Origin of the sequence: Pseudomonas sp. BYT-1 (assembly GCF_023611805.1) — a bacterium.
In the GTDB taxonomy this organism is placed as follows: domain Bacteria; phylum Pseudomonadota; class Gammaproteobacteria; order Pseudomonadales; family Pseudomonadaceae; genus Aquipseudomonas; species Aquipseudomonas guariconensis.
The window spans coordinates 1,194,605-1,208,171 of the sequence record NZ_CP072559.1 but is presented as its reverse complement, the minus strand read 5'-3'; the positions used below and the strand labels follow the sequence as shown (position 1 = coordinate 1,208,171).

12 protein-coding genes are annotated in these 13,567 nt (G+C 64.5%); 4 read left to right on the top strand and 8 right to left on the bottom strand.

The window, feature by feature from the left end:
* Positions 1-20: 20 nt before the first annotated feature.
* The 8 genes from J5X93_RS05450 to J5X93_RS05415 all read right to left on the bottom strand — a co-directional run bounded on the left by J5X93_RS05450 (position 21) and on the right by J5X93_RS05415 (position 9,266).
* Complete coding sequence (locus J5X93_RS05450; protein WP_043213758.1) at positions 21-1,025, bottom strand: response regulator; 1,005 nt, start codon at positions 1,023-1,025, stop codon at positions 21-23.
* A 51-nt stretch (positions 1,026-1,076) separates the two neighbouring features.
* A complete protein-coding gene (locus J5X93_RS05445) occupies positions 1,077-2,090 on the bottom strand; it encodes a chemotaxis response regulator protein-glutamate methylesterase (protein WP_043213756.1) in 1,014 nt (337 codons plus the stop codon).
* Positions 2,087-4,372 carry a hybrid sensor histidine kinase/response regulator gene (locus J5X93_RS05440; RefSeq protein WP_090346033.1) on the bottom strand — a complete coding sequence of 762 codons (2,286 nt, stop codon included), beginning with the start codon at positions 4,370-4,372 and terminating at the stop codon, positions 2,087-2,089. Before J5X93_RS05440 ends, J5X93_RS05445 begins: the two co-directional genes overlap by 4 nt.
* Positions 4,369-5,028, bottom strand: coding sequence for a chemotaxis protein CheW (locus tag J5X93_RS05435; protein WP_043213753.1), 660 nt, complete (start codon positions 5,026-5,028; stop codon positions 4,369-4,371). The genes J5X93_RS05440 and J5X93_RS05435 overlap by 4 nt, the downstream gene beginning before the upstream one ends.
* Positions 5,025-6,284, bottom strand: a complete 1,260-nt coding sequence (locus J5X93_RS05430) for a CheR family methyltransferase (protein WP_102082204.1) — start codon at positions 6,282-6,284, stop codon at positions 5,025-5,027. Before J5X93_RS05430 ends, J5X93_RS05435 begins: the two co-directional genes overlap by 4 nt.
* Complete coding sequence (locus tag J5X93_RS05425; RefSeq protein WP_090346027.1) at positions 6,281-6,787, bottom strand: chemotaxis protein CheW; 507 nt, start codon at positions 6,785-6,787, stop codon at positions 6,281-6,283. The genes J5X93_RS05430 and J5X93_RS05425 overlap by 4 nt, the downstream gene beginning before the upstream one ends.
* 5 nt (positions 6,788-6,792) lie before the next feature.
* Complete coding sequence (locus tag J5X93_RS05420) at positions 6,793-8,415, bottom strand: methyl-accepting chemotaxis protein (protein ID WP_043213746.1); 1,623 nt, start codon at positions 8,413-8,415, stop codon at positions 6,793-6,795.
* Positions 8,416-8,546: 131 nt separating this feature from the next.
* Positions 8,547-9,266, bottom strand: coding sequence for a tellurite resistance TerB family protein (locus tag J5X93_RS05415; protein ID WP_182941662.1), 720 nt, complete (start codon positions 9,264-9,266; stop codon positions 8,547-8,549).
* A 238-nt stretch (positions 9,267-9,504) separates the two neighbouring features.
* Here J5X93_RS05415 and ydcS point away from each other — a divergent pair, with 238 nt between their 5' ends.
* The 4 genes from ydcS (at position 9,505) to J5X93_RS05395 (ending at position 13,554) form a co-directional block, all read left to right on the top strand.
* A complete protein-coding gene (gene ydcS / locus J5X93_RS05410) occupies positions 9,505-10,656 on the top strand; it encodes a putative ABC transporter substrate-binding protein YdcS (protein WP_090346020.1) in 1,152 nt (383 codons plus the stop codon).
* A gap of 126 nt (positions 10,657-10,782) precedes the next feature.
* On the top strand, positions 10,783-11,829 hold the full coding sequence (locus J5X93_RS05405; RefSeq protein WP_182941664.1) for an ABC transporter ATP-binding protein: 1,047 nt from the start codon (positions 10,783-10,785) through the stop codon (positions 11,827-11,829).
* Positions 11,826-12,758, top strand: coding sequence for an ABC transporter permease (locus J5X93_RS05400; protein WP_043213739.1), 933 nt, complete (start codon positions 11,826-11,828; stop codon positions 12,756-12,758). The genes J5X93_RS05405 and J5X93_RS05400 overlap by 4 nt, the downstream gene beginning before the upstream one ends.
* Positions 12,748-13,554, top strand: coding sequence for an ABC transporter permease (locus J5X93_RS05395; protein WP_043213737.1), 807 nt, complete (start codon positions 12,748-12,750; stop codon positions 13,552-13,554). The genes J5X93_RS05400 and J5X93_RS05395 overlap by 11 nt, the downstream gene beginning before the upstream one ends.
* Positions 13,555-13,567 lie beyond the last annotated feature (13 nt).

Below are 13,567 nucleotides of genomic sequence, written 5' to 3'. Positions count from 1 at the left end.
GGCGGCAGACCCTAAGAGCGTCAGGCAACGCCCACCTGATTGCGACCATTGTTCTTGGCCAGATACAGCCCCTTGTCCGCAGCCGAGATCAGCTGCCGGCTGTGGCTGCCAACGCTTGGCGTGAGGGTCGCAAGGCCTATGCTCACTGTCAGGCGCGCGTCTGCCTCGGGCGCGGTATGGGGGATGTTCAGACCCAGGACGGTCTGGCGCAGTTTCTCGGCGATCAGCCGCGCACCGCCGGGCGAGGTATTGGGCAGCACCAAGGAGAACTCCTCGCCCCCATAGCGCGCCGGCAAGTCGGTGGGACGCGAGCAGGAACCGCGGATGGCCTCGGCGACCTGGCGCAGGGCCTCGTCGCCGGCCAAATGGCCGAAGCTGTCGTTGTAGGCCTTGAAGTAGTCGACGTCGATCATCAGCAGCGACAACTGTTGTTGCTCGCGTATCGCCCGTCGCCATTCAAGCTCCAGGTACTCGTCGAAATGGCGCCGATTGGACAGCCCGGTGAGGCCATCGGAGTTCATCAACCGCTGCAGCATCAGGTTGGTGTCGAGCAACTGCTGCTGGCTGACCCGCAGCGCGCGATAGGCTTCATCACGTTGCAGCAGGGTCAGGTAGGAGCGGGAGTGGTAGCGGATCCGCGCCACCAGCTCGATGGTGTCCGGCAGCTTGACCAGGTAGTCGTTGGCCCCGGCGGCGAAGGCCGCGCTCTTGACCAGCGGGTCCTCCTTGGTCGACAGGACGATGATCGGAATATCCTGGGTGGCCGGGTTGTTGCGGTATTCGCGCACCAACGTCAGGCCGTCCAGCCCCGGCATGATCAGGTCCTGGAGGATCACCGTAGGTTTGATCCGCATGGCCTGGGCCACCGCCTGGTGGGGATCGGCGCAGAAATGGAAGTCGATGTTCTCCTCGTGGGCCAGCCCACGGCGCACCGCCTCGCCGATCATCGCCTGATCGTCGACCAGCAGGACCATCGCCGCACTTTCGTTGATGGTCGTGAAACCTTCGATCGGTAGATCATTCATGCCTATTCACCAGGTCACTGCCGGCCAGGCGGCGTGACTCAATACATATCGTCATTTCGAAAAGATTTCCATCAGTCGGCCCGCGATGCGTTCCAGCGGCCGTATCTCCACGGCAGCCTCGATCGCCGCAGCCGCCTTGGGCATGCCGTAGACCGCCGAACTCTGCTGGTCCTGGGCGATGGTGAGGAAACCACGCTGGCGCATCTGTTTCAGACCCTGGGCGCCGTCGCGGCCCATGCCGGTGAGCAAGACGCCCACGGCATCGCCCGTCCAGAAACGCGCCACACTCTCGAAGAACACGTTGATCGAGGGGCGGTAGATTTCACCGACAGGCTCGGCCGTATAGCTAAGCTGGCCGCCCTGCAGCAGGCGGATGTGATGATTGGTGCCGGCCAGCAGCACTTGCCCTGGCTGGGGTGGCTCGCCCTCTCGCGCCAGGCGCACCGGCAAGCCCGAGACCCCGCTGAGCCATTCGGCCATGCCACTGGCGAATACCTGATCAACGTGCTGCACCAGCACGATCGACGCGGGAAACTCGCGCGGCAAGCCTTTGAGCAGGACTTCCAGCGCTGCTGGACCGCCCGCCGAAGAGCCGATGGCCACCAGGCCACGACGCTGGGACGCCCCCACCAGTGGAGCGGACACAGCGCGGGGCGCCGCGGAGCGTTGCTGGCCGATCAGCCAGCCTATATTGAGGATCTTGCGCAACAGCGGGGCTGCCGCTTCCCGTGCATCCCCCGCGCCCAGCGAAGGCGTATCCACCACGTCCAGGGCGCCATGGCCCATGGCTTCGAATACCCGATGCACATTCTGCTTGCGGTCGACCGTGACAATGACGATGGCACAGGGTGTTTCGGCCATGATCCGCCGGGTCGCCTCGACGCCATCCATCACCGGCATGATCAGGTCCATGAGAATCAGGTCAGGGGTGAACTCGGCGCACCGGGCCACGGCTTCGGCGCCATCGCTGGCCACCCAGACCACCTGGTGCTCGGGCTCGAAGGCCAAGGCCCGGCGCAGCGCCTCCACTGCCATGGGCATGTCGTTGACGATGGCGATCTTCATCCCTGGGCACCCCCGATCAACTCCACCACGGCGTCCAGCAACGCATCGTCATGGAAACTGGCTTTAGCCAAATAGTAGTCGGCACCGGCGTCCAGTCCACGTCGCCGGTCTTCTTCACGATCCTTGTAGGACACCACCATGACCGGCAGCGATTGCAGGCGCTGGTCTCGACGCACCAAGGTGACCAGTTCGATGCCGTCCATGCGCGGCATGTCGATATCGGTGATCAGCAGATCGAAATCATCGGCGCGCAGGGCATTCCAGCCATCCATGCCGTCCACCGCCACGGCCACGTCGTAGCCCTGGTTGCCCAATAGTTTGCGCTGCAGCTCACGGACGGTGAGCGAGTCGTCGACCACCAGGATGCGCTTGCGCACCATGGCGCGACCGCCCCGGGCACCGCGCTCGATGCGCTCCAGCCGGCCGGTGCTGAGCAGTTTCTCGACCGAGCGCAGCAAATCCTCGACGTCGATGATCAGCACCACCGAACCATCATCGAGCAAGGCCCCGGCGGAAATGTCCTGGACCTTGCCCAGGCGCGCATCCAGCGGCATCACTACCAGCACCCGCTCGCCGATCAACCGCTCCACAGCCACGCCGTACAGTTGGTCACGCTCACGAATCACCACCACGGGCAGGCTGCGCTCGTCATCCTGCCCGGTCGGACGGTTGAGCAACTGGCTGGCCGAGACCAGCCCGACATGCCGTCCTTCGTGCCAGAAGTGCTGGCGCCCTTCGATCTGCACGATGTCCTCGGCAGCCACCGCCAGGGTGCGCTCGATGTGCGCCAGCGGGAAGGCATAGGCTTCGCCCCCCACCTCTACCACCAGGCTGCGCACCACCGACAGCGTCAGCGGCACCTCCAGATGGAAGCAGCACCCCTGGCCGGACACCTGGGTCAGCTCGATCGAGCCACGCAGCTCGCGCACCATGTGTTGAACCGCATCAAGGCCGACGCCTCGGCCCGACACCTCGGTGACCTTGTCACGCATGCTGAAGCCAGGAAGGAACAGGAACGTGAGCAGCTCCGACTCGCTCATTTGCGCTACGGTCTCGGCCGGTGACAAAGCCCGTTCGACGATGCTACGCCGCAACCGATCAAGGTCGATGCCGGCGCCATCGTCGGTCAGTTCGAGGATCAGCAGGCCTGCTTGGTGCGAGGCGCGCAGGCGAATCGTGCCGTCGACGGGCTTGCCTGCCAGCAGGCGCCGCTCGGGCAGCTCGATACCGTGATCGACGGCGTTGCGCAGCAGATGGGTCAAGGGCGCTTCGAGCTTTTCCAGTACGTCACGGTCGACTTGGGTTTTCTCACCTTCGATCTGCAACTGCACCTGCTTGCCCAGCGATCGTCCAAGGTCGCGGACCATGCGGCTCTGACCGGTCAGGACATCGGCGAACGGCCGCATGCGGCAGGCCAGCGCGGTGTCGTAGAGATGCTGGGCGCGCTGGCTGGCCTGCCAGCCGAACTCGTCGATATCGGCAGCCTGTTGCTGCAGGATCTGCTGGGTTTCGCCCAGCAGGCGTTGAGTCTGGGCCAAGGCCTCGAGCACTTCGTGGCTCTGGCCGCTGCCTTCGAGCTGTTGCTTCAGGCCATCGAGGGCCCGCATGCCCTGGCCATGCATGCGCTTGAGCCGCTGCAGGCTGGCCAGGTAGGGCTTGAGTCGCTGGGTTTCCACCAGCGACTTGCTGGAAAGGTCGAGCAGGCTGTTCAAACGATCGGCGGTGACCCTGAGCACCCGTTCGCCACCCTCGCCACCGCGCTTGCCGACCTTGCGAGGCAGGCTGGGCTCAGGCTCGGCCTCGGGCTCTGGCTCTGCCACCACCGGTTCGACCTGCGTGGTCTGCAGTGGTGCAGGTTCGACAGGTGCGGCAGGCTCAGGCACGGGCGCTGCCGTGGGGTCGAGCAGATTAGCCATCTGCACCAGGAACGCCGGCACCGCGGCTTCGCCATCACGGTCATTGGGTGTTGCGATGCGCATCAACAGGTCAGTGCCGTGCAGCAAGGCATCGATATGCTCGGGGCGCAGTCGCAGGCGCCCTTCCTGGGCCGCCACCAGACAGTCTTCCATGACGTGGGCGACGCTGACACCGGCATCGATGCCAACGATCCGTGCAGCCCCTTTCAGGGAATGGGCCGCGCGCATGCAGGCTTCGAGCTGGTCGGCCTGGGTCGGGTTGCGCTCGAGCGCCATGAGCCCGGCACTGAGCACCTGGGTCTGGGCCTCGGCCTCCAGGCTGAACAGTTCGAGCAGCGAGGCGTCGCGCATTTGCTCAGGGGTCATGACAGGCTCCGCTTCACGGCCGACAGTACATGTTGTTCATCCAGCACCCGCACGCTGCGTCCACGCCATTGCAGTACCGCTGCGGTGAAGTGCGCAGCGTCCTGGCCATCGGCCAGGCGTGCCGGATCCAGGCGATGGATACCGTCGATCTCGTCCACCGCCATCACCACCGGGCCGCCCTCCGCGGCGAGGATCAGCATGCGCGGCATCACGCGCCCGGTACGCTCCTGGGCCGGCAACACCTCGACGCCCAGCAAGCCCGCCAGCGACAGGCAGGGCACCAGCGCGCCACGCACATTGGCCACGCCCTGCAATACCCCGGAGCGCTGGTGCGGCAGCGAATGCACCGACTGTAGCGGCGCGATTTCGGCCAGACAGGCACAGGCCAGCGCCAGCCACTCCTCGCCCAGGCGGAACAACAGCATCGAGCGCCCGACGCTGTCTTCGTCCGGCGGCGGCGCCTCGACCTGCTCGTCCTGCAACAGTGCATAGCGATCGAGCAGCCGCGTGGCCGCACTGGCGTAGACCTGGCAGTTGCGGCAATGAATGTGACGTTCGAGCAATGGGCACTGCTTGTCGCCGTGCACACCGATACGGTTCCAGCAATCGTCGATGAGCTCATCGTCCCGTGCGATCAGGTGCATGGTTTCACTCATCGTTCAGACTCCCGTCCCACACGTGCCGCCCGCTCCTGCATACGCCGCGCGCCCGCCTCGTCGCCCTGGGAGGCCAGCAATGCCGCCAAGTGCATCAAGGCCTCGGCATGTTGCGGCTCCAGGTACAGTGCCTTGCGATACTGGCTGATGGCCTCCTGGCTGTCGCCTTCGGTGTCGCTGAGCAGACCGAGCCAGTAGAACACCTGCGCTTTCGGCGCGAACTGCTGCAGGTAGCGCTGGCAGCTGGCGCGGGCCTGCGCGCTTTCACCGGCGTTGGCCTGACGGGCGATGGTGGCCAGCAGCTCGCTCTCACCTTGGGCGTGCGACGGCGAGCGCGGTGGCGACGAAAGAGGGCGCGACAGGCGCACCGGACGGCTGGCAGGCCGTGGGGCCTGGGGAGGCACGGAGGGGGGACGACTGATTGGTGCAACTTGCCCGACGGGTGCAGGCGCCGGGGCTGGCGCCTCCTGGCGCACATAGGCGAACGACTGGGGGATGCCCAATGGACGCATGCCCAGGCGGGCCAGCAGGCTGCCCTCGGCAGGGCCGATGAACAGCACGCCCTGGGCATGGGTCAGGTGCTTGAGCACTTCGAACACCCGGCGCTGGGTCGGGACGTCGAAGTAGATCAGCAAATTGCGGCAGAACACGAAGTCGTACAGCCCTTGCTGACTCTTGAGTGCAGGATCGAGCACGTTGCCGACTTGCAGATCGACCTGGCGTCTTACCCGCTCGTCCAATTGGTGGCCTTCGTCGGTTTCACTGAAATGCCGGTCGCGGAACGCCAGCTCGCTGCCCCGGAAAGAGTTGCGCCCATAGATGGCCTGTTTCGCGCGGGCAATGGAACTGGGGCTGATGTCCATGGCGTCGACACGAAATGCAGCCGGGTCCAGACCACCCTCGAGCAGCGCCATGGCGATCGAGTAGGGCTCCTCGCCCGTGGAGCATGGCAGGCTGAGGATTCGCAGCGGTCGCAGACCGGCAAGTTCGGCCAGACGCTTGTGGGCCAACCCCACCAGCGCGGTGAAAGATTCGGGATAGCGGAAGAACCAGGTTTCCGGGACGATCACCGCCTCGATCAGTGCCTGCTGCTCACTGGCCGATTGCTGCAGGCGCGACCAGTAATCGTCCAGGCCATCGGCCTGCACGGCAGCGCAGCGCTGGCGCAAGGCACGTTCGACCATGGGCGCGCCGACCGACTCGACGTCCAGGCCGATGCGCTCCTGCAGGAAACGGAAGAAGTGCTGTTCGATCATGCCGGCACCTGCCCTGGCGGCTCGGGGAACAGCAGATCGCGGACATCGTCCGGCAGCAAGTCGTCCACCTCGATCCGCTGCAGCAGCCCCCAGGCATCCTGGCGCACCGGTCCCAGGTATGGCGCATCGGCGTTGTCCAGGCCATAGGGCTGGAACTCATCGGGCCGGCATCGCAAGGTGTCGGTGGCCTGCTCCAGAATCAACCCCAGTTGCCGGTCGCCGCCATAGTGCACCAGCACAAGCCGGGTGCTGGTACGCAAGGGGGCCGGGGTGGCGAAGCTCAGCGCCGAGAGATCGATCACCGGTACCAAGGTGCCGCGATGGGCAAGGATACCGGCGACCCACGCAGGCGCCTGGGCGATGGGCTTGAGCGTGCGCCGTGGCAATACCTCGATCACCTCGCGCACGTCCAGGGCAAAGCGCTGCTCGCCGATGCAGAACTGCAGATACAGCGCTGCCTTGGCACCGTCGGCCTGCTCCTGATGGGGTTGCACGTCGTTCATCGCCGTCAGACTTTGAAGCGCGACACACCGCCGCGCAGCCCGGCAGCCACCTGGCTCAACTCGTCGATGGCGAAGCTCGCCTGGCGCAAGGACTCCACGGTCTGGGTGCTCGCATCGCTGAGCTGGGCCAGGGCCTGGTTGATTTGCTCGGCACCGGTGGCCTGGGCCTGCATGCCTTCGTTGACCATCAGCACCCGCGGCGCCAGTGCCTGGACCTGGTGGATGATCTGGGTGAGCTGTTCGCCCACCTGCTGGACCTCGAACATGCCCCGCCGCACTTCCTCGGAGAACTTGTCCATGCCCATGACCCCGGCCGAGACGGCGGACTGGATTTCCCGCACCATTTGCTCGATGTCGTAGGTTGCCACGGCAGTCTGGTCGGCCAGGCGACGCACCTCAGTGGCCACCACGGCGAAACCACGGCCGTACTCACCGGCCTTCTCCGCCTCGATGGCGGCATTGAGCGACAGCAGGTTGGTCTGGTCGGCCACCTTGACGATGGTCACGACCACTTGGTTGATGTTGCTGGCCTTCTCGTTGAGGATCGCCAGCTTGGCGTTGACCAGGTCGGCGGCGCCCATCACCTGGTGCATGGTCTCTTCCATGCGTGCCAGGCCCTGCTGGCCAGAGCCGGCAAGGACCGAGGCCTGGTCGGCGGCGGAGGTCACCTCGGTCATGGTACGGACCAGGTCACGGGAGGTAGCGGCGATCTCTCGCGAAGTGGCACCGATCTCGGTGGTGGTGGCGGCGGTTTCGGTGGCAGTCGCTTGTTGCTGCTTGGACGTGGCGGCGATTTCAGTGACCGAAGTGGTCACCTGCACCGACGAACGCTGGGCCTGGGCGACCAGGTCGGCCAGCGCCACGGCCATTTCGTTGAAGCCGGTCTCGATGCTACCGAACTCATCCTTGCGGGCCAGGCTCAGGCGCATGCTCAGGTCACCCGAACGCAGCTTGTCCAAGGCATGGACGATGCGCTGCACGGGCGCGGTGATGGCACGCAGCAATAGCAGACCGCAGATACCGGCAGCCAGGATTGCCAGCAGCAACGAGACGATCATGCTGCCCTTGGCCGTGGCTACGGCAGAGACGATGTCGTTGGTGGCCGCTTCGGCGGATTCGCGATTGCTTTCAATGACCCGGTTCAGGTGCTGGCGGCCGTTGATCCAGGCCGGGGTGAGGGATTCGTTGATCAGACGCTCGGCTTCGGCATAGCGCTTCTGCTGGTAGGCTTCGAGCACCTGGTCGACGAGCTTCATGTAGTCGGCTTCAAGCACCCTGAACGCATCGAGCGCGGCCTGATCGTCCGGATTATGGATCGTCGCCTGGTAGCTGGCCATCTCCTGTTTGAGGCGCTCATCGAAGCTCTTGAACTCGGCCAGGTCCGCCGGGGTGATTTCCCGGCGACCGGACAACCCCACCAACTGCTGGCTGGTGACGTAGCTGTCGACCCAGGCGCTGCGAAGCATCGAGCTGTAGTAGAAGCCAGGGATGCTGTCCGAGCCTACTGCCTCTTCACTGGCCTCGATCGCCACCAACCGCGAGTATGCGGCGACGATCATCAGCAGCATGATGGCGATGATCACGGCGAAACTTGCCAGGATCCGTTGGCGCAAGGTCCAGTTCTTCACGTTCAGCCCTCAGGAATTCATTACGAGCGGGGAAAAATCGCCAGAGTATAGCCTAGGCGCCCCGCCCGTTCGCGGCTGATTTTGCAGGCTGTGGAGGCGTCCCTTACCTGAGTGGAAGGACGCCCCGTGGCTTACCCCGCAGCGAGGCGGACCTGATCCTCGAGCGCCTGGCGCAGGCCAGGATCCAGACGCAACTGGCGGGCCAGTTCATCCAAATAAGCGCGTTCCATGAAGTTTTCCTGATCGACCATCATCACGCTGGCCAGGTACATTTCAGCCGCCATCTCGGGCGTCTGCGCGGCAGCGGCCACTTCGGCGGGGTCCAGCGGTTTGTTCAATTCGGCGTGCAGCCAATGCTGGAGCTCGCGGTCGCTGTCCAGGCGGACGAACTCACCTTCGATCAAGGCGCGCTCGCGCTCATCGATATGCCCGTCCGATTTGGCCGCCGCCACCAGGGCGCGCAGCACCGCCTGGCTGTGCTGCTCGGCCTGGGCCGCAGGCAGGCGATCGAGGGTACGAGGCTCGTGGGCCGCGGTCTGGCCCTGGCGCGCCTGCCAGTTGCCGTAGGCCTTGTACGCCAGTACACCAAGCGCAGCCAGGCCACCGTAGGTGAGCACTTTGCCACCATACTTGCGGGCCTTCTTGCTGCCCAGAAGCAGGCCCATGGCACCTGCCGCCAGGGCACCGCCACCGGCACCGGAGAGCAAGCTGCCCAGCCCGCCCTTGCCTGACTGGCCGCCCAGCAGATCAGCCACGCCCGCTCCCTTGGCGCCGCCGCCCTTGCCTTGCTGGTTTTGCAGCAGCTCCTGGCCGGATTTGAGCAGTTGATCGAGCAAGCCACGGGTGTTCATCTGGCATTACCTCTTGCTGAAAAGGAAAGCCCCAGATTAGGCCTGTGGACTGAACTCACGCTTAATGCATTTGCATCCGGATGTTGCGTAACCACCGGCAAAAAACGAACTAGACTCGACATCGCATGCGCCTGCCCGAACCGGCCGCAGGTGCGCGACAAGCGCACTACGCTTATCCCATCGCTTCGCTGCTTTCTTGATGACTGCCCCGATCAAAAATTCCAAAAGAGGGAACACCATGTCAGTGCACAAGACCGCATTGTCCAGCGCCGTGATCGGCGCCCTGCTGGCCAGCGCCAATCTGCAGGCCGCAGGCCTGCCCCAGAGCATCGGCGATGGCGAGGGGCGCCTGGATATCGTCGCCTGGCCCGGCTACATCGAACGCGGCGAAAGCGACAAGGCCTACGACTGGGTCACCGGATTCGAGAAAGAGACCGGCTGCAAGGTCAGCGTGAAGACCGCCGCGACCTCCGACGAAATGGTCAGCCTGATGACCAAGGGCGGCTACGACCTGGTGACCGCCTCGGGCGACGCCTCGCTGCGGCTGATCGCTGGCAAGCGGGTACAGCCGATCAACACGGCGCTGATCCCCAACTGGAAGAACATCGACCCACGCCTGCAGAACGGCGGCTGGTACGTGGTCGATAAGCAGGTTTACGGCACGCCTTACCAATGGGGCCCGAACGTGCTGCTCTACAGCACCGCAGTGTTCAAGCAACCGCCCACCAGCTGGAGTGTGGTCTTCGAGCCCCAGAACCTGCCGGACGGCAAACCGAACAAAGGTCGGGTACAGGCCTACGATGGCCCGATCTACATCGCCGACGCTGCGCTCTACCTGAAATCCACCAAGCCTGAGCTGGGCATCCAGGACCCCTACGAGCTCAGCGAAACCCAGTACAAGGCCGTACTCGACCTGCTGCGTCAGCAACAGCCGCTGATCCACCGCTACTGGCACGATGCGACCGTGCAGATGAGCGATGTGAAGAACGAAGGCGTGGCCGCCTCCAGTTCCTGGGGTTACATGGTCAATGGCCTGAAGGCCGACAAACAGCCGGTCGCCTCGACCATCCCAAAGGAAGGCGCCACCGGCTGGGCCGACACCACCATGCTGCACAGCGAAGCCAAGCACCCCAACTGCGCCTACAAATGGATGGACTGGTCATTGCAACCGAAGGTCCAGGGCGACGTCGCGGCCTGGTTCGGCTCGGTGCCGGCTGTGCCCGCCGCCTGCACCGGCAGCGAGCTGCTGGGCGCCGAGGGCTGCAAGGTCAACGGGATCGACAACTTCGACAAGATCGCGTTCTGGAAGACGCCGCAGTCCAGCGGCGGCAAATTCGTCCCTTATAGCCGCTGGACCCAGGACTATATTGCGATCATGGGCGGACGCTGACAGATCGACTGATTGTTGTTCCGGCTTCTTCGCGGGTGAACCCGCTCGGTACGGCGTGATCGCCGTGGGAGCGGGTTCATCCGCGAAAGGGTTCACGCAGTAGATAAAATGCACGGAGCCAGCGCAATGCCCCTAGCAGTCCAGCTCACCGAGGTATCCCGTACGTTCGGCGACGTCAGGGCCGTCGACCGTGTCAGCATCGACATCCAGGAAGGCGAGTTCTTCTCCATGCTCGGCCCCTCGGGCTCGGGCAAGACCACCTGCCTACGCCTGATCGCAGGCTTCGAACAACCGAGCAGCGGCTCGATCCGTCTGCATGATGTAGAGGCTGCCGGACTGCCGCCTTACCAGCGTGACGTGAACACGGTATTCCAGGACTACGCCCTGTTTCCGCACATGAACGTGCGCGACAACATCGCCTATGGCCTGAAGGTCAAGGGGGTGGCCAAGGCCGAACGCTACAGCCGTGCCGACGAGGCCCTGGCGATGGTCGCCCTGGCAGGCTATGCCGAGCGCAAGCCGGCGCAGCTCTCCGGCGGCCAGCGCCAGCGCGTTGCCCTGGCCCGCGCCCTGGTCAATCGGCCACGGGTGCTGTTGCTCGACGAACCACTCGGTGCCCTGGACCTGAAGCTGCGCGAACAGATGCAAGGCGAGCTGAAGAAACTGCAGCGGCAATTGGGCATCACCTTCATCTTCGTCACCCACGACCAGACCGAAGCCTTGTCGATGTCCGATCGCGTCGCGGTGTTCAACCGGGGCCGCATCGAACAGGTCGATAGCCCACGCAACCTGTACATGAAACCGGCGACCACCTTCGTCGCCGAATTCGTCGGGACCTCCAACGTGATCCGCGGCGAGCTGGCCCAGCAGCTCACCGCAGAGGTCTCGCCTTTTTCCATACGCCCCGAACACATCCGCCTGGCAGAGCACGCGGCAATCGCCGAGGACATCCAGGTCAGCGGCTTGCTGCACGACATCCAGTACCAGGGCAGTGCCACGCGCTACGAAGTGCGGCTGGACAACGGCCTGCTGCTGACCGTCAGCCAGGCCAATGACCGTTGGCAGGAGCGCCCCCAGCCCTGGCAACTGGGACAGCGTGTGCAGGCCCATTGGCCCCGCGCGGCAATGAGGCGCTTGCGCGAAACCATCCTGGACGAGGGCCAGGCCAGATGACCCTGGCGATGCAAAGCCCGTCACTGGTCAGACGGCTCGGCACTCTGCTCTACCGGCGTCCGAACCTGTACTTGTTGCTGTTGTTGATCCCGCCGTTGACCTGGTTTGGCGCGATCTATCTGGGCTCGCTGCTGAACCTGCTCTGGCAGGGGTTCTACACCTTCGACGACTTCACCATGGCGGTGACGCCGGACCTGACGCTGGCCAACTTCGCGGCCCTGTTCGCCCCGGCGAACTTCGACATCATCCTGCGCACCTTGGCCATGGCGCTCGCCGTGTCAGTGGCCAGCGCAGTGCTGGCGTTTCCGATCGCCTATTACATGGCCCGCTACACCTCGGGGCGGACCAAGGCATTTTTCTACATCGCCGTCATGATGCCGATGTGGGCCAGCTACATCGTCAAGACCTATGCCTGGACACTGCTGCTGGCCAAAGGTGGCGTGGCCCAGTGGTTCATCCAGCAGATGCACCTGCAGGCTGTGTTGCAGGCGATCCTCGCCGTGCCCGGGGTGGGTGGCAGCACCCTGTCCACCTCGCACCTTGGACGGTTCCTGGTGTTCGTCTATATCTGGCTGCCGTTCATGATTCTGCCGATCCAGGCCTCGCTGGAGCGCTTGCCGCCCTCGCTGCTACAGGCCTCGGCCGACCTGGGCGCCCGGCCGAGCCAGACCTTTTTGCTGGTGGTGCTGCCACTTGCGGTACCGGGTATCGCCGCGGGGTCGATCTTCACGTTTTCCCTGACCCTCGGCGACTTCATCGTGCCGCAACTGATCGGCCCGCCGGGCTATTTCATCGGCAGCATGGTGTATGCCCAGCAAGGGGCGATCGGCAACATGCCCATGGCCGCGGCATTTACCCTGGTGCCCATCGTGCTGATCGCCATCTACCTGTCGATCGTCAAACGGTTGGGGGCCTTCGATGCACTCTGAAAAAGCCTCGCTGGGCCTGCGCCTGGCGGCCTGGGGCGGGTTGGTGTTCCTGCACTTTCCGATCCTGATCATCTTGCTCTATGCGTTCAACACCGAAGATGCGGCATTCAGCTTTCCTCCGCGCGGATTCACCCTCAAGTGGTTCGCCGTGACCTTCGCCCGCCAGGATGTACTGGAGGCGATCAAGCTGTCGCTGCAGGTAGCCTGTCTGGCCACGGTGATCGCCTTGGTGCTTGGCACCCTGGCCGCGGCGGCGCTGTACCGGCGCAGCTTCTTTGGCAAGGAGAGCATCTCGCTGATGTTGATCCTGCCCATCGCCCTGCCCGGCATCATCACTGGCATCGCCCTGCTCTCGGCCTTCAAGACCCTGGGCATCGAACCTGGGCTGCTCACCATTGTGGTGGGCCACGCCACGTTCTGCGTAGTGATCGTCTACAACAACGTCATCGCCCGCCTGCGCCGTACATCCCAGAGTCTGATCGAAGCCTCGATGGACCTGGGCGCCGATGGCTGGCAGACCTTCCGCTACATCATCCTGCCCAATCTCGGCTCGGCGCTGCTCGCGGGTGGCATGCTGGCATTCGCCCTGTCGTTCGATGAGATCATCGTCACTACCTTTACCGCCGGCCATGAGCGCACACTGCCGATCTGGTTGCTCAATCAGCTCAGCCGCCCGCGCGACGTGCCAGTCACCAACGTGGTCGCCATGCTGGTGATGCTGGTGACCATGCTGCCGATACTCGGCGCCTATTACCTGACCCGTGGCGGCGAGAGCGTCGCGGGCAGCGGCAAATGACCTAGGAGGAGTC